Source organism: Vibrio maerlii (assembly GCF_003415655.1).
Taxonomy (GTDB): domain Bacteria; phylum Pseudomonadota; class Gammaproteobacteria; order Enterobacterales; family Vibrionaceae; genus Vibrio; species Vibrio maerlii.
The window spans coordinates 446,487-466,019 of the sequence record NZ_QRHC01000004.1 but is presented as its reverse complement, the minus strand read 5'-3'; the positions used below and the strand labels follow the sequence as shown (position 1 = coordinate 466,019).

Annotated in this window: 15 protein-coding genes; 6 read left to right on the top strand and 9 right to left on the bottom strand. The window is 43.7% G+C overall.

Annotation, left to right across the window (positions count from 1 at the left end):
* Positions 1–29 precede the first annotated feature (29 nt).
* Positions 30–1,397: an anaerobic C4-dicarboxylate transporter DcuC gene (gene dcuC / locus DPF91_RS09555; protein WP_117234175.1), complete on the bottom strand. Its 1,368-nt coding sequence runs from the start codon at positions 1,395–1,397 to the stop codon at positions 30–32.
* A 327-nt stretch (positions 1,398–1,724) separates the two neighbouring features.
* A complete protein-coding gene (locus DPF91_RS09550; protein ID WP_117234174.1) occupies positions 1,725–2,444 on the bottom strand; it encodes a GntR family transcriptional regulator in 720 nt (239 codons plus the stop codon).
* 291 nt (positions 2,445–2,735) lie between these two features.
* On the opposite strand from DPF91_RS09550, the gene mngA reads away from it, so the two are divergent.
* The 3 genes from mngA (at position 2,736) to DPF91_RS09535 (ending at position 8,853) form a co-directional block, all read left to right on the top strand.
* On the top strand, positions 2,736–4,673 hold the full coding sequence (gene mngA, locus DPF91_RS09545) for a PTS 2-O-a-mannosyl-D-glycerate transporter subunit IIABC (protein ID WP_117234173.1): 1,938 nt from the start codon (positions 2,736–2,738) through the stop codon (positions 4,671–4,673).
* Positions 4,674–4,826: 153 nt separating this feature from the next.
* Positions 4,827–7,478: a mannosylglycerate hydrolase gene (gene mngB, locus DPF91_RS09540; RefSeq protein ID WP_117234172.1), complete on the top strand. Its 2,652-nt coding sequence runs from the start codon at positions 4,827–4,829 to the stop codon at positions 7,476–7,478.
* A 235-nt stretch (positions 7,479–7,713) separates the two neighbouring features.
* Complete coding sequence (locus DPF91_RS09535) at positions 7,714–8,853, top strand: glycerate kinase (RefSeq protein WP_117234171.1); 1,140 nt, start codon at positions 7,714–7,716, stop codon at positions 8,851–8,853.
* Positions 8,854–9,218: 365 nt separating this feature from the next.
* Here the strand turns inward: DPF91_RS09535 and DPF91_RS09530 are convergent, their stop codons facing one another.
* Positions 9,219–10,358 carry a fatty acid desaturase gene (locus tag DPF91_RS09530; protein ID WP_117234231.1) on the bottom strand — a complete coding sequence of 380 codons (1,140 nt, stop codon included), beginning with the start codon at positions 10,356–10,358 and terminating at the stop codon, positions 9,219–9,221.
* Positions 10,359–10,530: 172 nt separating this feature from the next.
* Here DPF91_RS09530 and DPF91_RS09525 point away from each other — a divergent pair, with 172 nt between their 5' ends.
* From DPF91_RS09525 to DPF91_RS09515, 3 genes are all read left to right on the top strand, one after another.
* Positions 10,531–11,073, top strand: a complete 543-nt coding sequence (locus tag DPF91_RS09525) for a GNAT family N-acetyltransferase (RefSeq protein WP_117234170.1) — start codon at positions 10,531–10,533, stop codon at positions 11,071–11,073.
* A 558-nt stretch (positions 11,074–11,631) separates the two neighbouring features.
* Positions 11,632–12,750 (top strand): carbohydrate porin, encoded by a 1,119-nt coding sequence (locus DPF91_RS09520; RefSeq protein WP_117234169.1) that lies wholly within the window; start codon positions 11,632–11,634, stop codon positions 12,748–12,750.
* Between the two features lie 153 nt (positions 12,751–12,903).
* Positions 12,904–13,596: an aspartate/glutamate racemase family protein gene (locus DPF91_RS09515; protein ID WP_117234168.1), complete on the top strand. Its 693-nt coding sequence runs from the start codon at positions 12,904–12,906 to the stop codon at positions 13,594–13,596.
* Between the two features lie 81 nt (positions 13,597–13,677).
* Here DPF91_RS09515 and DPF91_RS09510 read toward each other — a convergent pair whose 3' ends face one another.
* From DPF91_RS09510 to DPF91_RS09485, 6 genes are all read right to left on the bottom strand, one after another.
* A complete protein-coding gene (locus DPF91_RS09510; RefSeq protein WP_164684115.1) occupies positions 13,678–16,428 on the bottom strand; it encodes a hybrid sensor histidine kinase/response regulator in 2,751 nt (916 codons plus the stop codon).
* 1 nt (position 16,429) lies between these two features.
* Complete coding sequence (locus DPF91_RS09505) at positions 16,430–17,011, bottom strand: SpoIIE family protein phosphatase (protein WP_117234166.1); 582 nt, start codon at positions 17,009–17,011, stop codon at positions 16,430–16,432.
* Entirely contained in the window at positions 17,011–17,400 is a 390-nt protein-coding gene (locus DPF91_RS09500) for an anti-sigma regulatory factor (RefSeq protein ID WP_117234165.1), read from the bottom strand. Before DPF91_RS09500 ends, DPF91_RS09505 begins: the two co-directional genes overlap by 1 nt.
* A gap of 32 nt (positions 17,401–17,432) precedes the next feature.
* Positions 17,433–17,789, bottom strand: coding sequence for an STAS domain-containing protein (locus DPF91_RS09495; protein ID WP_117234164.1), 357 nt, complete (start codon positions 17,787–17,789; stop codon positions 17,433–17,435).
* Between the two features lie 4 nt (positions 17,790–17,793).
* Entirely contained in the window at positions 17,794–18,666 is an 873-nt protein-coding gene (locus tag DPF91_RS09490) for a protoglobin domain-containing protein (RefSeq protein WP_117234163.1), read from the bottom strand.
* 262 nt (positions 18,667–18,928) lie between these two features.
* Positions 18,929–19,495 (bottom strand): MltR family transcriptional regulator, encoded by a 567-nt coding sequence (locus DPF91_RS09485; RefSeq protein WP_241033794.1) that lies wholly within the window; start codon positions 19,493–19,495, stop codon positions 18,929–18,931.
* Positions 19,496–19,533: the final 38 nt, after the last annotated feature.

The window sequence follows — 19,533 nt, the reverse complement described above, 5'->3', positions numbered from 1 at the left end:
ATCGTGCTTTGATAGCAATAGAGTAATGGTTAAGCAGCCATTGGAACAAGAATCAGAGTACCAACAATCACAGTCACTAAACCGCAAATAACGGGCACTGAAGTACGTTTTACTACTTCAAACGGACTGATTTTACCCATACCTGAAGTCGCAACGATTACACCAGATACCGGAGAAATGGTACGGCCTAGGTTCGAAGCTTGTAGCATTGGAATAATCAGGAATGCTGGATTTAGTCCCATCTTAGCTGCTAATGAAGGAGCCAGTTCAACGAACGCATAGAATGGCGCATTACCAGAGCCAGTTGCGATTGCAGCAGCAACGGTTAGGCCTGTTAGGATTAGCATCAGTGCGATACCACCAGCGCCTGCAGCTTCCGCCAAACCAATTAGGTTATCAATCGCACCGATTGACATTAGGCCTTGAGCAAAAACGCCTGCCGCTACTAATAGCATTACCACGCCTTTGAATGCGTCAGCCATACCTTCATAGCAAGATTCAAGGTCTTCGAGAACCTTCTTACCGTTAAACTTGTTAGTGAATAACACCACTAGCGCACCAAGGAAGATTGATCCAACAACAATGGTGTAGATGTCTAGGCTAAGGCCCGGAATTGTGCGGCCGTTGAACAAGAAAACACCGATGATCGGCAGGAATGGCAATACCGCAAAAAACGCTGGCGCATCTGCTTCAATCTCAGACACATCAATGCGTTCCATTGGTGTGTTTTCTTTTTTATCTAGGTATTTGTTCCAGAAGAAAGCCGCCACTGCCATTACAGCGATTGCGCTGATTGATACTGGTAGAACAGTTTGCACTGCAAAGACATCAAGCGCTAAGCCAGATTTTTCTGCTGCGATAACCACATCACCAGAGGTAGGAGAAAGAATGATAGCTGCTGGTGATGCACAAACCGCAACGGCTGCTGGGCGTGAAATACCCATCGCAACCATCATTGGGAATAAGGTTGCCATCAATAGTACTCCCAGACCCGTTGCAGAGCTGACAGCCAGAGACATCAAACACGCCACAATATATGCCGCCACGAGAAGAATGTATGGTGATTTAATGACGGAAAGAGGTTTTGAAAACTGTTTTACTACGACATTATTTGCGCCAATATGGGTCATGAAAGAAGCGAAGCCACAAAGCAGCATGATTTGCATACCTAAGCCGCCGCCACGGTACTGGAGCATGTACTTCACGTACTCAAGCGCATCCGTCACGAAGTTACCCGTTGATGCGATTTTGCTCGGCAGTACCGTGTGACCCAAAATACCGGTTAACAATAATAAAAAAATACCTGCGGTTAATAGTACGCCTGCGGCTCGATAACCTTTGACGATGAAGTAACCCACCGCGATTGTGACAACGAAGCCAATCAACAGCTCTAACATGGTGCTCCCCTTGAATGGAAATTTTGTAAAATGTTTCTAAATATGTCAGAGAATGTACAAAATTTACCAAAGCAGCACACTAACTACTCAACTGAGTGATGATCTAAAACAAAAAATTAGTTTTGATGATAAAGGTAGATAAATATTTTGTGTAATTGATGTGCTACTGATGTTGACGCTAAGGTTCTGAGTTGTTAATGGCCATTAAAAACAGGGACTAAAATGCAACATAGTGCATTTACCACCTCAATGACAGAGGTGGCTTTTTGAAGGAGGCTCTTATAAAGAGGGGGTATTGTGAAGACTAAGCTTTATGAAGACTAAGCTCTATGAAGAGTGACGTTTAGCGACAAGCGTGAACTTGTAGTCACTCGATTTAAAATAGTTGCGGCTATATTCAAATACTGTGTCATCAGACAAATAGCCACGAGTCCGCTTTTCGATAATCGGTTGGTTAGGATCAATACCTAACAACTCTGATACATCTTCAGGTGGATGCACAGGGATGATCTCTTGTTCACTGCGGTCAATAACGAGACCTTTCTGGTTCTCAATATAGTCATACTTTGATTTTTGCATCACGTTGTATGACAGATCAGGGAACAAACTTAAAGGCAACCAAGTTTCTTCAACCGTGATTGGGTTATCTTCTAGAAATCGAACGCGCTTTACGTAGATGATTCGCTCATTCTCTTCAATATCAAGGTGCTCTGCCATCGTTAGGTTGGCTTGAGAGATCTCAAATGCAATAACCTCACTGTGCGTGGCTACGTTTAAGTGAGCCCATTTCTCATCGAAGCTCGTCTGGCGGTAGATATCGTAGTTAACCTTGTTCTCTTTAACATAGGTGCCACTGCCTTGAATGCTCTCTAGCTCGCCATTCTCGATCAATAACTTAAGTGCCTGACGAACCGTCACACGGCTTACATCAAACTCTTGCCTTAGTTGAGCTTCAGTTGGCAGGGCTTCACCTGCTTTATATTCACCTTCACTGATCTTATAGCGAATTGTGTCGGCAATTTGTCTGTACATCGGTAGACGAGCCATTGATACCTCGGAATCATCATTATGTGCCTAGCTCAATACTTAATGGGCAGTTAGTCGCTAGACTTAGTGTTAAGCAATTTTTCTTAGAATGTATTTGTATGATACGTATTATATGCGATATGACAAGTGATTGAATTAAATGGATACAAATTAATTCAATACAACTTTAATACATAAAATTGGATTAATGAGATATTTGTCACGTTTTATTTGTATTTAATAGGTATTATTGTCGCCAGTTGTTTATGACAACAATTCGTGAACATATTTTGTGACAATGGGACAAAGGTTATGAAACTAACACAGCTCACTAATGCGTCGCTCATCAACCTGCAAACAACGTTTGCAAGCCGTGATGAAGCAATCCGCGCACTTGCCGAACAATTAGATCAACAAGGCAAGCTACACAATAAAGACGAGTACCTACAAGCTGTATTTGCACGTGAAGAACAAGGGCCAACGGCTCTAGGCGAAGGCCTTGCGGTACCTCACGGTAAAACAGATGCGGTAAAAGAAGCAGCATTCGCCGTTGCAACACTAAAACAAGACCTTAAATGGAAAGGTCTGGATGAAGACGAAGACGTAAATCTTATCTTCCTTATTGCGATTCCAAATGCAGAAGCGGGCTCTACGCACATGCACCTGCTTACAGAACTAACAACCACACTGGTTGATGATGATGTACGTGAAGCAGTTCTGAATGCGACAAATGTAGAACAAATTATGCAACTGCTTGGTGGTCAAGAAGAACAAGCGCAAGCAACAGAAGAAACCGTTGCTGAAGATGCTCCGACTATCATTGCTGTAACAGCATGCCCAGCAGGTATTGCTCACACTTACATGGCAGCTGAATACCTTGAAAAAACAGGTAAAAAATTAGGCTACAAAGTTCATGTGGAAAAACAAGGCGCGAATGGTATTGAAGATCGCCTGACTGCTGAACAGCTGAACAACGCAACAGCAGTAGTATTTGCAGCAGAAGTTGCGATTAAAGAACTTGAGCGTTTCAATGGCATTCCACGTGTTGAAGTGCCAGTAGCAGAGCCGATTAAACACTCTGAGCGCATCCTAAACGAAGCTATCGAAGCGGGTAAAGCGGGTCGCAGTGCAGACGCAGCGGTTGCTACAAGCGATAAGCCGAAAAAGCTACCTCTTAAGACAGAACTAAAACAAGCACTTTTATCTGGTATCTCTTACGCAGTTCCGTTGATTGTTGCAGGTGGTACGGTACTCGCAGTTGCAGTCCTGATTGCACAAATTTTTGAGCTTCAAGATCTTTACGCGACAGACGGTTCTTGGCTTTGGATGTACCGTAAGCTAGGTGGTGGTCTACTGGGTACGCTAATGGTGCCAGTACTTGCTGCATACACGGCTTACTCTCTAGCGGATAAACCGGCGTTAGGTCCTGGTTTTGCAGCGGGTATTGCCGCAAACCTTATCGGTTCAGGTTTCCTTGGTGGTGTAGTTGGCGGTCTTATCGCTGGTTACGTAATGCGCTGGGTTAAAGAGAACGTTCGCCTTTCTCCTGCATTCAATGGTTTCCTAACATTCTACCTTTACCCGGTAATCGGTACTTTGGTAGCAGGTTCTCTAATGCTGTTTGTCATTGGTAAGCCAGTAGCATGGTTGAACCAAGGCCTAACAGATTGGTTGAACGGTATGTCTGGTACTAACGCACTTCTACTCGGTGCAGTCATCGGTCTATTCGTATCTTTCGACTTAGGTGGTCCAGTAAACAAAGCGGCTTACGCATTCTGTCTAGGTGCGATGGCAAACGGTGTCTACGGCCCTTACGCAATCTTCGGTTCAGTAAAAATGGTATCAGCGTTCACTGTAACCGCTTCTACTATGATTGCTCCGCGTCTATTTAAAGACTTTGAAATTGAAACGGGTAAATCAACTTGGTTGCTAGGTCTAGCGGGTATCACTGAGGGTGCAATCCCAATGGCGATTGAAGACCCAATCCGCGTTATCGGCTCATTCCTACTAGGTTCAGTAGTAACAGGTGCAATGATTGGCGCAGCAGGTATCGGTCTATCAACTCCGGGTGCGGGTATCTTCTCAATCTTCCTACTACACGATTCAGGTCTGGGTGCGTTTACAGCAGCAGCTATCTGGTTCGGTGCAGCGATTATTGGTACTGCAATCTCAACAATCACACTACTAGCATGGAGAGCCCATGCAGTAAAAAAGGGCAAATTTGAGGCGCAAGTAGCGACTCAAAACTAAACCCAAGCAAAATAATAAATAGATATACAGGGCATCTAGGTAGATGCCCTGATAAAAAACTCCTTGATATTGAAAAAATTTTTCGAACACATTCTTTGTTGGACTCATAATAAATCACCAGCAGAGAACGGCATCATCATTAGGTACACGATTATGACTACATCTCGCGTTCACATTACTCCTCACATGCACTGGGACCGTGAATGGTATTTCACAACAGAAGAGTCTCGTATTCTTCTTGTGAACAACATGGAAGAAATCATGCAACGTCTGGAGAACGATCCAGAGTACAAATACTATGTTCTTGACGGTCAAACAGCGGTACTAGAAGACTACTTCGCAATCAAGCCAGAGAATCTAGAACGTGTTAAATCACTGGTTCAGGCTGGTAAGCTGATCATCGGTCCTTGGTATTCTCAAACAGACACTATGCAAGTATCTGGTGAGTCTATCGTACGTAACATGATGTATGGTATCCGTGACTGTCTACAGTTTGGTGAGCCAATGAAGATTGGTTACCTACCAGATTCATTCTCTATGAGCTCGCAACTACCAATGATCTACAACGGTTTTGGTATCGATACAGCAATGTTCTGGCGTGGTTGTTCTGAGCGTCACGGCACAGACAAAACTGAATTCCTATGGCAATCAAATGATGGCTCAGAGGTGATGGCGCAAGTACTTCCTCTTGGTTACGCGATTGGTAAATACCTTCCAGAAGATGAAGAAGGTCTTCGTGCTCGTCTAGACAAGTACTTCCCTGTATTAGAGAAGCCGTCTGTAACTAAAGACATCTTGCTACCAAACGGCCACGATCAGATGCCAATTCAAAACAACATCTTTGAGGTGATGGAAAAGCTTCGTGAAATCTACCCAGATCGTGAGTTCGTAATGAGCCGCTTTGAAGAAGTGTTTGACCGCATTCGTGAAGAGCGTGACAACCTAGATACGATCAAAGGTGAGTTTAACGACGGTAAATATATGCGTGTTCACCGTACGATCTCTTCAACTCGTATGGACATCAAACTGATTCACGCTGAAGTTGAAAACAAGATTGTAAACATCCTTGAGCCTCTAGCATCAATCGCTTGGACACTAGGTTTTGAATACCACCACGGTCTGATCGAGAAAATGTGGAAAGAGAGCATGAAGAACCACGCTCACGATTCTATTGGTTGCTGCTGTTCTGACAAGGTTCACGCTGAGATCCTAAACCGTTACATCCTAGCGGACGACATGGCGACAAACCTCATCAACTTCTACAAGCGTAAGATCGTTGACCACATGCCAGCGCGTGAAGGTTGTGACAAACTAGCATTCTTCAACCTGTCTCCATACGAGCGTGAAGAAGTGATCAACACAACCATCACTATCCGTGCGAATGAGTTCAACATCTTTGATGACAATGGCAACAAGGTTGAGTACTTCATCCAAGATCAACGCATTATCGACCCAGGTAAGATTGACCGTCAGATCGTTCACTACGGTAACTATGACCCATTTGTAGAATACGACATCCAAATCAAGTATGCAGTGCCGGCAATGGGCTTCACTACGTTACACATCCAGGGTAACGAGAAGGGTGCAGTAAAAGTTGCAGAGCAAAATGCACTGTTAGAAACCGATCGTGTGATGGAGAATGAGTTCTACAGCATCAAGGTTAACGACAACGGCACACTAACGATCTTCGATAAAGAAACAGAAGAGACGTTCGACCAAGTACTTCGTCTAGAAGATGGCTCTGATGACGGTGATGAGTACGATTACTCTCCATCTCGTAAAGAGTGGCTAATCTACTCTGATGAGTTCAAAGCAGAAACGAACATCAAGCACGAAGGTTTCCAATCGGTAGCAAGTATCAAGCTGCGTATGGATGTACCAGAGAACCTACAATCTCGTGAAGAGCGTACAAACCAAGCGGGTTATGTGGATGTAGATTGCCAAGTTATCTTAAAACAAGGCACTCGTCGTATCGAAGTACGTATGGAACTTGATAACCAAGCAGACGACCACCGCGTTCGTGCTTTGATTCCTACCAACTTAGTGACAGAGCATGTTGTTGCGGATAACCAATTCGGTTTGATTACTCGTACCACTGACGATGCAGCAATGGAAGTTTGGGAACAAGAGAAGTGGAAAGAAGCGCCAGTTCCTGTTTACCAGCTAATGAACTTTGCAGCGCTAGAAAACGGTAAAGCGGGCATGGCGATCATGACTAACGGCCTTCGCGAGTTTGAAGTTATTGCGAAAGAAGGTGAGCAGCGTGACACATTTGCTCTGACACTGTTCCGTGGTATCGGTGTTCTGGGTAAAGAAGAACTGCTTCTTCGTCCGGGTCGTCCGTCTGGTATCAAGATCCCAACACCAGATTCGCAAGTACGCGGCAAGATTGTTTGTGAGTTTGCATTGTTTGGCTTCGCCGGCAACCACATTGAAGCAAATGTAATGGCAGAGGCGCGTGACAATGTCACACCTATCAGCGTTTACAACAAGATTCCTTACAACGCGATGAAGCTAAACGTTGGTGAGCAAAATCTTCCTCTTACTTATAGCTTGCTAGAGAAAGAGCAGAAAGGTGCAGTACTGAGTGTGCTGAAAAAGGCAGAAGATGATGATGCACTGATCATTCGTGTGTACAACCCAGTAGAGCAGGGTGCAATCGAAGACGGTGTTAAGTTCGCTAAAGCAGTCACTTCTTGGACAGAAGTTGGTATGGATGAGCGTGAGCTAGACACTCAAGTAAGCTCAGAATCATTCGGTCAGCTAAAATCTTGTGCAGCTAAGAGCTTTAAAGTTAAATTTTAAAGCTAGAAAGCTAGAAAGCTAGAAAGCTAGAAAGCTAGGATTAGTGCACTGAGAATGGAGAAAAATCTGTTTTCGTAAACCTCAGTGCTTTTCAATCTTAGTCACCAGCCCCATGAAAGTGGGGCTGATTTTCCAATTCTAGATATTTATCAAAAGATATCGTTGACCTATTTATGTCTTTTGCTAAACGTCTAACTGTTCTAAACCAGACAAATCACATAAAAAGAGAGCTCTCATGAAGATCGTAATCGCTCCTGACTCATTTAAAGAATCCCTTGATGCTATGGCTGTCGCTACAGCTATTGAGAATGGTTTTTCTCAAGTATTTCCACAAGCTGAATATGTAAAAGTGCCTTTGGCTGATGGTGGCGAAGGGACGGTTGAAGTATTGATGCAAGGCTTGAAAGGCGAGAAGCAATATTCAAACGTAGAGAATGCGTTAGGTGAGTCTGTTGAAGCAATGTGGGCTCTTCTCGATAACGGAAAGACGGCATTAATTGAAGTTGCTGCGGCATCGGGTATCGATTTGATTGCACCTGAAACCCGTCGAGTGTTAGAGGCGAGCACGTTTGGTACTGGCCTTGTAATTCGTGAAGCACTGGATAAAGGCGTAGAGAAGATCATTATCGGCCTTGGTGGCAGTGCAACCAACGATGGTGGCGCAGGTATTCTCAAGGCGCTTGGTGGAAAGCTACTAGATAATGAAGGAAATACTATTGCTAATGGTGGTGCTGCACTGAATGAGCTAGCCTCTATTGAGTTTTCTGAGCTTCATCCTCGTTGTAAGGATGTTGAGTTCGTGATTGCGTGCGATGTTGATAACCCACTTTGTGGTAACAACGGTGCAAGTGCAATCTTTGGCCCCCAAAAAGGGGCGAGCGAACAAGATGTTGAGCTATTAGATAAAGCGTTAGCGAACCTTGCATCAAAAGGTGAGGCGCTAACTGGCATTAATTCGATTAATACGCCGGGGTTTGGCGCCGCGGGTGGCACGCCTATGGGATTGAGTCTTGCGTTTAATGTGCAGATCAAACCAGGTATTGAGATGGTTTTAGATACGCTTTGCTTTGATGAGATTCTAGAAAACGCCACGCTGGTGATTACCGGCGAAGGGCAGATGGATAATCAAACCCTCCAAGGTAAAACCCCTTACGGCGTTGCGAAACGTGCGCAGGCAAAGGGTATTCCAGTGGTTGGTATTGCAGGATCGCTAGGTAAAGAAGTCGATGGTTTGTACCATGCATTGGAGAGTGTGTTCGGTACCGTACGTTCGCCTCAACCTTTAGCTCAGGTGCTAGAAGAAGCGGAATTTAACCTAACACGTTCGGCGAGAAATATAGCAAACACCATCAAGCTAGGAATGACTTTAGCTTAAACAATTTTCATGAATACCAATGTCAAGGAGACAAACTAGCCATTGATGACTGGTGTTGAGCTTACCTAACGAAGTTCAATGGCAATCAGTTGCTAGATTTGTTTATTTGGTAGTCTTAGGCTTAGAACCGATAAAGGTGACAGATCTGGAGGCTCACCCCCTTTCCAATAGATGTTAACCAAGTCAAACAGACCTTAAGCCAGCCCACTCAGTTTTATGTTCTTTAATACATAAGCTGAGTGGGCTTTTTTTTGTCTAAAGCTTTTTTGTTTCTAGTTTCTATGTTTACAGCCTCTATATAGAGGACAAAAAATAGAGCCTGATAAGATCAGGCTCTATTTGCTATTGATAAAAAGGAAAATCGATTAAGCGTATTGTGCCGTTAGTTGCGACCACTCCTTACGCTGCTGTTGTAACTTCACCTTCATTTGTTCAATTTGCAGTTTTAATAAAGAGAGCTCGTACTGCTTTTGCAGCTTGCAACGCTTCTTCTCTAGCAATTCTTTTTTTAGTGCATAGTACTCATTGAGTTGCTTTGACAGGGTATTAAACTCATCTTGCAACTTAGATGCGATGTATTGACCGTTGGGTAGGGCAGAGACCTTGTCTTTCGTTAGTTTCAACTGCATCTGTGCGCGAGCTTGTTCAACTTTAGCGGGCGGTGCGACCTTAAGGTTACTTGTTAGCTTCAGCCATGAGCATGCCTTAATGAACCATTTTGTTGGGTCATACTGCCACCATTGGATGCCATTACGGTAGTCGTGCTCAAAAATATGATGATAGTTGTGGTAACCCTCGCCAAAAGTAAAGATCGCCAAGATACCGTTATCTCGTGCTGTGTTCTTATCGGTATAGGTTTGCTTACCCCAGATGTGAGCAAGAGAGTTAATAAAGAAGGTAGTGTGATGACTCAGCACAAGACGCAAAACACCCACAATCAGAATCATGCCCAACAGGTCGTTATAAATGAGGCCAAGCGCGATAGGGATACCGAAGTTCATCGCAAGCATTAAAGCTAAGTAATACTTGTGCTGCCACATCAAGATCTTGTCACGTTGAAGATCACGACAGTTCTTGTAGTTCTCATAAGGGTTCATGCTGTATTCGCGAATCATCCAACCAATATGGCTGAACCAAAAGCCACGTTTCGCCGAATACGGGTCTTTATCATTATTATCAACGTGCTTGTGGTGGATACGGTGATCAGAAGACCAATGCAGAGCACTGTTTTGCATTGCGAATGCGCCGCCTAAGGCAAAGATAGCACGGAGCACGGAGTTCGCCTCAAATGCTTTGTGTGACCACAGGCGGTGATAACCAGCAGTAATAGACAGGTTACAGAAGCTGAAGGTAATCAATAGCCAAACCCAGTGCTCACTGCTGTATCCGTGTTCGAAGCCGTACCAAGGCACAGCGATAAGAGCGATTAAAAGAGTAGAAACGAAGACAAAGACGTTAAGCCAGATGATAGGTGGCTTGCCATTTCCTTCAGATTTAGAGTGCATTTCCATTGAAAACTTACCTTTGGGCTAACAGTTGTGCGCTAGAATATCAGCGCACACCTGTAAGTCAAAACAATAAGTGTAAAAATGTGAGTAGCAATATTGGCTTTCTTGTTAACAGTATGTAGTATGAAATGTGTTAACTTACTACCTTAATGGATTTAAGGACTATTAAATGGAATTTAGACTAGCTGAATATAAGGATTATCAGCGTATTGCCGAACTTCACGCGCAAAGCTGGAAGCGTTACTACAACAATATCCTTTCTCAAGATTACCTAGAGCACGAGGTTGATGATGATCGCAGCGTGTTATGGCAAACCCGCCTTATCAATCCCTCTTTTAATGAGTTTGTGCTGTTAGCAGAAGAGAACGACAAGCTGTGTGGCTTCGTGTGTGCTTACGGCAATCATGATGTCGAGCGTGGGACCTTGATCGACAATCTTCATGTTCTGCCAGAATGCCAGGGGCGAGGAGTAGGCCAGCAGCTATTGACGGGCTTATGTGATTGGGTCGATAACTATTTTACAGGCTCGGGTTTGTATTTAGAGGTTTTGCAAGGGAATGAACAAGCGATGAAGTTCTACGAACAGATTGGTGGTGTACAGTCGAGTGAAGGGATTTGGAAAAGCCCAGATGGTACAGGGATAAAAGAAGTCGTGTATCAGTGGAAAACGGCAGATGATATGAAGTTGAATAAGATTACTTTAGCCAATTAATATCATAATTAATGTAATCAAATATAAGGTGAGCGATAGGCTCGCCTTTTCTTTTGCCTGAATACTAGACATTTATAGTCTTAAGCTATGCAGGCAGAGTGTAATTATCAGAAAGTTTAATGAAACATGGGGTGTGATATCCATCAATATCATACGGGGAGCCATTCTATATTTTTAACGGTATGGAACTCCTTTAAATGTTGACGCTTATCACATTTGTATGGTCAATAAATCTAAAGTTCCCCTCAAAAGTGTCAAATCGTCAAAAACAATATATATTTTGCTGCTTTAGATTTTAAGTTGTTGATTTTAAAGGCTGTTTTTATTTTTCTAAAAACGTGATTTAGGTAGGCAATTTATCTGAACTTAAATTGTTGAACACTGTTTTATTGTGCAGAATTCTCCCCATCGAAACGAAAGAGCTCAGACAAGTTTCTTTCGACAACAAATTTGATTCTCTTGTTGGTCTTACATAACGGTTTCCAAAAAATAGCGTTAGTGATTAAGCAAGAGAGTGAAAAATAAAATAAATCATAATAATGCAACCTTGGGGTTAACATGAAAAATACATTTAAATTATCACTTGCAGCTGTACTTGTTTCATCTGCTATGGCTGCGAACGCAGGCATCAGCATCGTAGATAGTGAAGAAGGTAACTTCTCTATCGGTGGTAACGTTGAGCTTAACTTCAACTACCAAGACCGTGATATGAAAGACGATAGCGAGTTCAACCAGGATGGTCGTGTTCTTATCGAGTTTGCTGGCCAGAAGTTCTCTGACAACGGCCACTACGTAGGTGTTAAAGCTCAACCACTTTTCGAAAGCACTGGCAACGTCGCAATGGATGATGCGTACTTTGAGTTCGGTAAAGTAGATGGTTGGGGTGTTAAAGCTGGTCGTTTTGAAGCATACGACATGTTCCCTGTGGGTCTAGATGTATTCCTAGAGTACTCAGGTGACACGTCGAACGAACTATACGTTGACGGAACTTCGTATGTTTACCAAATGAAAGAAGCGCGTGGTCGTGGTGCTGATGGTCAAATCATGTACTCGCAAGACTTTGGTGGCCTATACGTAGAAGTAGGTGCCATGATTGGTGATCGCACAAACTTCTTTGCTGACGGTGTTGGTGGTACTTACCACGGTCAACAAATCAATGATGACGCGAAAGACTCGTTTGCTCTTCGTCCGGTTGTAGGTTACTCAGTGGGTGACTTTAGCTTTGCAGCAGCAATTGAGACGCAACTAGTTAAAGATGCGTTAACAGTTACTCAAGGTGGTAAAACAATCGACCTAATGGATCGTACAGGCTACGGTTTGACAGGTACTTGGGCTAAAGAAGACATTACAGTTAATGCAAACCTTGCATATATGGATGCTGTAGATGAGACTAACATGTCTGCTGGCCTAAACGCAGTTTACAAAGGCTTTGGTCTAGGATACATCTACGGTACGTCTGAGTACGAAAACAAAGAAATCTCTGGTTACGCAGAAGGTGATGTGGATGTAAACACTGTTTACGCGTCTTACGAGTTTGCTGACGTACTATCTGTACAAGACTTCTCTGTACTACTAGGTACTTACTACACAACTGTTGATAACAAGACTAACGATGCAAACGCATTTGATGAGCACGATGACTTCGGTGCACGTGTACGTCTATTCTACGAATTCTAATCTCGTAGCTTAATACGGTTAACATACTTCATAGTGACTAGCGGAGCCTTTGGGCTCCGCTTTCTTGTTTTTGTAATCTCATAAACATGCTTGTATTCCCTTAGTGCATTGTTATTCTTTTGTTGGTCTCAACGCATTTCATAAAGGATATATATGAAAACTATAGGCATGTTAGGTGGTATGAGCTGGGAATCGACAGCAAACTACTACAAAGAAATCAATGAACTGACGAAGCAACAGCTAGGTGGGTTTCATTCTGCAAAAATCGCCATGGTGAGTGTCAACTTTGATGAGATAGAAAAACTCCAACATGCAGGGGAGTGGGGGCAAACTGCAGAAATGTTGTCTCAAGCAGCACAATCAGTAGAGCGAGCGGGTGCCGACTTCGTGTTGATTTGCACTAACACCATGCACAAAGTGGCAAATCAAATTGAAGATGCCATTACTATCCCACTATTGCACATCGCGGATGCAACCGCTGAAGCGCTTAAAGCAGCGGGTGTGCATAAAGTTGGCTTGCTCGGTACCGCTTTTACGATGGAGCAGGATTTCTACAAAGGTCGTCTACAAGAGCAGCATGGTATTGACGTTATCGTACCCAATGGGGTGCAAAGAAAGTTGGTACACGATGTTATTTATCAAGAGCTTGTACAAGGCATCGTGAATAATCGCTCTCGAACCGACTTCCTTACAATCATTCAAGATCTTCATGAGCAAGGCGCACAAGCGGTAATTTTGGGTTGTACTGAGATTGCAATGCTTGTTCAGCAGCAAGATACCAGCGTGCCATTATTTGACACCACGGCTATTCACGCCAAGGCCGCGGTTGAAAAGTCATTAGCGTAGCCAATTTAGAATTTTAACGGGAAGCCTCGGCTTCCCGTTTGTCTTAGTTCGTATCCTTGGCCTGAGCTCGTATTATGTAATTTAGCTTTCGATTCGCTGAATCAGGGCTTGTATGAGCTCGGAGCCAGTATCGAAGTCATACTCTTCGAGTGATTTTTTAACTGTCTTTAACTCCAGGCTCAAGCTCGGATCAATTGTGTATTCAAAGATCTCATCAAGCTGGTCCGGAGCGCTTGAGTCAAATTCATCACATGCTTCAGCAAGTTTGTTCAAGCGTGAAACAAGCTCATCATTAGACATCTCATTCGCTACTGAGGATTGTGTGGTTTTTTCACCATTCATCGCACTCAGTGCTTTTAAGAAGCTAGTGAGTAGTGGTTGAACGCTCTCCAGTGGTCGCTGTATCTCTATTACGTCTTGGGCTTCACACGCATGTTCCAGTTGTCCGGCGAGGTCTGCCAACGTTTGGTGCCCTATGGTCGCTGATAAGCCTTTGAGAGTGTGAGCTAGGCGTGTACATGTGGCGTAGTCTTTGTTAGAGAAACTTGATGCGAACTGTTCAGAAAATGAAGATTGACTTGATACAAATTGAGTCAAAAGCTTGTGATAGAGCTTTACGTTGTTTTGCGTGTTGAAAAGGCCTTTCTCTGTATCCAAATCCTTGATTTCGGCGAGAGCAACGTGGAGTTCGGGATTGCGGCTAGCTTCAGACGTATCAGTAATGGTTACTTCGACAGGATTAGCCGGTGTTATCCAATGAGCCATGGTCGCAAACATATCTTCTACGCGTATCGGTTTACCAATGTGATCGTTCATACCTGCTTCGATCACTTTCTGGCGATCCGATGTCATTACATTAGCAGTCATTGCGATAATCGGTAGATTGGTATACTCACCACCAAGCCCACGGATGTTTTTGGTTGCTTCAAAGCCGTCCATCACTGGCATCTGGCAATCCATCAAAACACCATCAAACTCAGAGTTCTTAACTAGGTTCAGTGCTTTAAGCCCATTTTCTGCCACCGTGACGGAAATACCTTTTGAGGTGAGAAATTCGAGTGCCAGTTCTTGGTTTAACTCGTTATCCTCGACTAAAAGTACCTGCGAACCGGCGAGTTTCGCAATATGGGCCTCCAATGCATCATTGGAGATCTGTTTGCGATCCTGTTGTTTATTGTCATGGAAGCCAAAGGTTTCCATCAAGGTGTCGTATAACGAGGACGCCGATACAGGCTTACTCAATACCCCATCAAGAATGGATTCATCGTGTGCTTTGAGCTCATTTAAGCTCGCAGCAGAAACCATGATAATGGGTAAATCCATGGATTCTTTGATGATCTTTGCCGTGCTGTAACCGTCTAATCCTGGCATCTTCCAGTCAATAATTGCGAGGTCGATGCCATGGTCGGGCTGATTTAAAAGGTCGATCGCCTTTTGACCAGAGTTCAGTGTAACGACGTCGTAGCCGAAAGAGCGGAGGAGGTGAGTGAGGATCTCATTAGCCGTTGAGTTGTCATCAACAGAGAGAACTTTAAGGTTCTGTAACTGTGGAATATTTGGGCTGGTTGTCTTGTTTGCATCGTAGGAGGCATCGATGTCCACTTCTGCAGTGAAGGTAAAGGTACTTCCCTCGCCACGTTCACTCTGCACGTTTATCTCGCCACCCATGAGTTGAACCAGTTTTTGCGAGATGGTGAGGCCAAGCCCTGTGCCACCATATTTACGTGTTGTTGAAGTATCTGCTTGAGAGAATGACTGGAACAATTTGCCTTGTTGCTCTTGGGTCATACCGATACCAGAATCAACCACTGCAAACTTGAGTGTCAGTTTTTCATGACTAGACCGCTCTGAAGTCACTCTAACGACTACTTGGCCTGACTCAGTAAATTTAACGGCGTTGTTAGCAAGATTAATAAGGACTTGCCCAAGGCGCAGTGGATCTCCGATAAGCGCGTTAGGCACATTTGAGTCTATATCAAACAGAAATTCGAGCTCTTTCTCTTCTGCTTTAAAGGTAATTAGGTTGGCAAGATTTTCCATCACGCTTTCTAAGCGGAAAGGAATGTGCTCAAGCTGCAATTTACCTGCTTCTATCTTAGAGAAGTCGAGGATGTCGTTGATGATCCCCAAGAGGGATTCTGCTGAGAGGTTAACCTTCTCAATATAGTTGCGCTGTTTACGCTCTAACTGAGTCTGTAACACCAGGTGAGACATACCGATAATCGCGTTCATCGGGGTTCGTATCTCATGACTCATATTGGCAAGAAAGTCACTTTTGGCTTTGTTTGCTGAGTCCGCTTGTAGTTTTGCTTGTTGAAGCTGCTCAGTACGTTGAGTCACTTCTTCTTCTAGTGCTTTTGAATGGTTCTCTAAAGACAGATTTTTTAGTTCGAGTTCAGACAGTAGCTCTTGGCGAGACTTGTGATTAAAGGTTTCTTGTATCTGCGCGGTATTATTATCTAGTGTATTCGATTGAACACTTGTTAGCGGTATCGCGAGCTGAATCAACGTTCGGTTTTGATCAGCTAATTCGACAAAGTTACATTCGAATAAAAGCTCTTTTTCTGCTGAGAGGGGGATCATCTCAACCGTCGATATTTCAATAACTAATTGGTTTTTAGAGCTTGATACATGGTGCGTGATCGACAGCTCTGCAAGGTTCTGCGGTCCATTCTTTTTGTAGAGCCGCTTAAGCAGTGTGGATACGGCACCAACTGCTCGGACCATGTAGATGTTTTCTAAGCCGCATAACTTACCGACTTCGAAGATCTTCTTACGAACACTGTAGATCGTATCTGGACTGTTAATGGTTAATTGGGCAAGAGAACTCATATTAAACTCGATAGACAATGCATGACGCATCATCATGTTGTTTTTCAAAATTTTTAAATACGTAGTCTAGAATTTCGTTGGCGCTTTGTTTCTTGCAGTCAGGGTCATACTGAGTATAGAAACGAGACTGAATGCCATCACTGTGGAGCAGAACAATATCTCCAGCAGAAAGGTCTGTTGTCGAAACCGAAATCTTGCGCATGTTGTAACCCACACTGCCATCGGTAGAGGTTAGACTTTGATCGTTGAAACCAAGTAAATAAGCCGAGATGTTTCCTACACCGGCAAAGGTGATGGTACGCTGGATATTGTCTACTACCGCGATCCCCACTGCAGCACCAATGCTTGGGGAAAATATCTGATGCAATTGTTCAATTAGCTGAGATGGGTTTGACCAATCCTGACTGTCATTTAAAAAATCACCCATCTTAGAAGAGAGGTTATGAGCGTCGATACCATGACCTGCGCCATCTATGACTGCCATAAGCGCTTGTGAATCACGTTCCTGATAAACGACGGTGTCTCCACTGACACTTTCATTCCAAAAAGCTCGGTTTTTTATGGCATAGCGAGAAAATGTCATCAAACCCAAGACCTCACTCGAACCGTCGTTCCCTGTGGTGAAGTATTAATATCGAACTCATCGACCAATCGTTTTGCACCGGGTAAGCCTTGGCCAAGTGTCCCACTTGAACTGTAGTGCTCTGACATGGCTTTCTCTATATCGTCAATTCCTTGCCCAAAATCGATGGCATCCACCTGCAAACCAGATCGGTTAAGATGATGGATAGGTGTTACTTCTAACCACCCGCGCTCTGCGTACTTAAGAATGTTGCGTGCCAACTCAGACACCGCGGTTAAGAACTTGGCAGCTTGAATCTCATTGAATCCGGTTTGCGCTAGGTTGGTCCGCACTTCGATAAGAGCAGTTTGAAAACTCGCTTCATCATTGACTTCATAACGCTCTGTCATCGTTCACTTCCATATTTACGTCTAGATGATTACTACTGTTTTGCCAATGAAAGGCCTTGCTCAATATTGAGCGCATATTTAAACGAATCACAATCGAGGTCTGAATCGACAATCATGGCTGCAACCCCAGGGTTTAAGCCCACGATGATGGTTTTGACACCCATGACTGCCGCCATTTTCAAGCTGGTGGTAATAGAGGCATATTCCTCCATATCGATGAGTTCCATACCCGAGAGGTCACAGACGATATAACTGACCTTTACCTCGGAAATCTTACTGAGAATACGCGCTTGGAACTGGTTCAGAACTTCGTCAGTCAAGGTAGTTTGCAGAGTAACGATCAGCGCATTCCCGACTTTGTTCAATACAACGGCACTATCACTAAACATAGGATTACCCAGCTACGATTCGCAAACCAACAGCGGTCAATGCGGATTCTAGAGCATCGCTCAATGTTGCCGTTGTCGTCAGGCTATCAACATCGATGCCCAACTCGACGATCGTTTGTGCGATAGCAGGAGATAAGCCAGAAACAATACAGCCACAGCCCATCAGCTTAGAAGCCTTGGTAATTTTAATGATGTGGTTGGCAACGGCAGTGTCGACTACTGCCACACCACTGATATCCAGAATGATCACTTTAGATCGCGTCTCACCAATCTTAGCAAGTACGGTATGCATTAAGTCTTGTGCGCGCTTGGAGTCGAGAATACCGACGATAGGTAGCATCAAAACGCCATCCCAAATGGAGGTCACAGGAGTAGACATTTCGATTAGAGAACGACTCTGCTGCTCGATCTTTTGTTGCGTTACGTTTGAGTACGCTTCCACAACTACCGCTGTTTCTAAGTGAACGAGCTTTGCCAACGCGATTTGTTGTTTGTCGAAATATTCAGGATTGGAATCGTCGGTGAGTGCTTCTTGGAAAAACGCTAAACTCTTGCTCATTCCTGAAAAGTAGCTAGAGAGACTAAGGCCAATTTTTGCGTGGGCAATACCTAAGTTTTCACGACTTGATAGGTAGTTATCATCAACATTAGCGATAAATACTTGATGCCAATAGTTCTTTTGTGCTGCTTTAACGTGTTGAAGCCTATTAGGGTCAGAGAAGTATTGGCGGAATTCAGGTTGTGGCGCTAGCCAAGTGTAAAACTCCTCTACGTAATCATCGAGTAGAGGGATCGCTCGTTCACCAAGCTCAGCAATCATCTTGATATCTTCTTCTGATATCTCATAAATGTTCAACAAGCTTTCTAGCTTAGTCATGTGTTACTCCTTAACAACCTAAGATATCTCACTTTAATTAACGGCATTGTTAACAATATCTTGTTCTGCGCTTTACAATAAATATACACAATTAACAGCCGGGATTGTAACCCTAAGTCACGAAATAAAGTGCTTGGTGATATCAGTTGTTTATTTGCTAGGCGAGATAGAAGGTGTTTTATAGAAAAAACCGTTATTTAGAATGGCCACGGTAGATAGAATGTTTGGAAAGAGAGGTGCAAACTAAAGTTGCACCTGGAGTTTAGCTAGGGTTATAGGGCTCGGTTGAGCGTAATTGACTCACGATATCAGTAATTGCGATCACAATCGTCGACTTCACTTTCTGATTGTGGCGTTCGATGAACATTTTTAGCATGCTGTCTGATAGACCACTAATCATGCTTGGGTCATACTCTATCGGCATACATCGCTTAATCGCTTGGACCGTCCTTAGTTCAGTAAGAAGTACCGGTTGAGTGAAGTCGATGACTTTATTTTCTTGCTTTTCGAGCCAGTCCTTCAAGCGGACAAAGCACTCGATATCTTCGTAATTTTCTTTAGGAATCATCCCCAAACCTAACAAAAGCTTGCTTCTGACGATCATATCGCCCAGTGGGCCATCGTTGCTCATTAAAGGATCGACAACAAACTGAATGGCACAATCATTGTGAGCGAACAGCCGCTGAGTCAAAGCCCCGACCGCGTCGTCTAACGCATGGTAGGCCGCGTTAATCACCGAGCTTGCGTTATCAGCTTGCGAGATAACCTCAAGCAACTCATTTTCGTTAGGTAAGTGGATGGATTCATTAAGCCGTGATTGAACCATCATTGTATTTTCGTGTTTTTTAACTGACTTTAAGTGTAGTT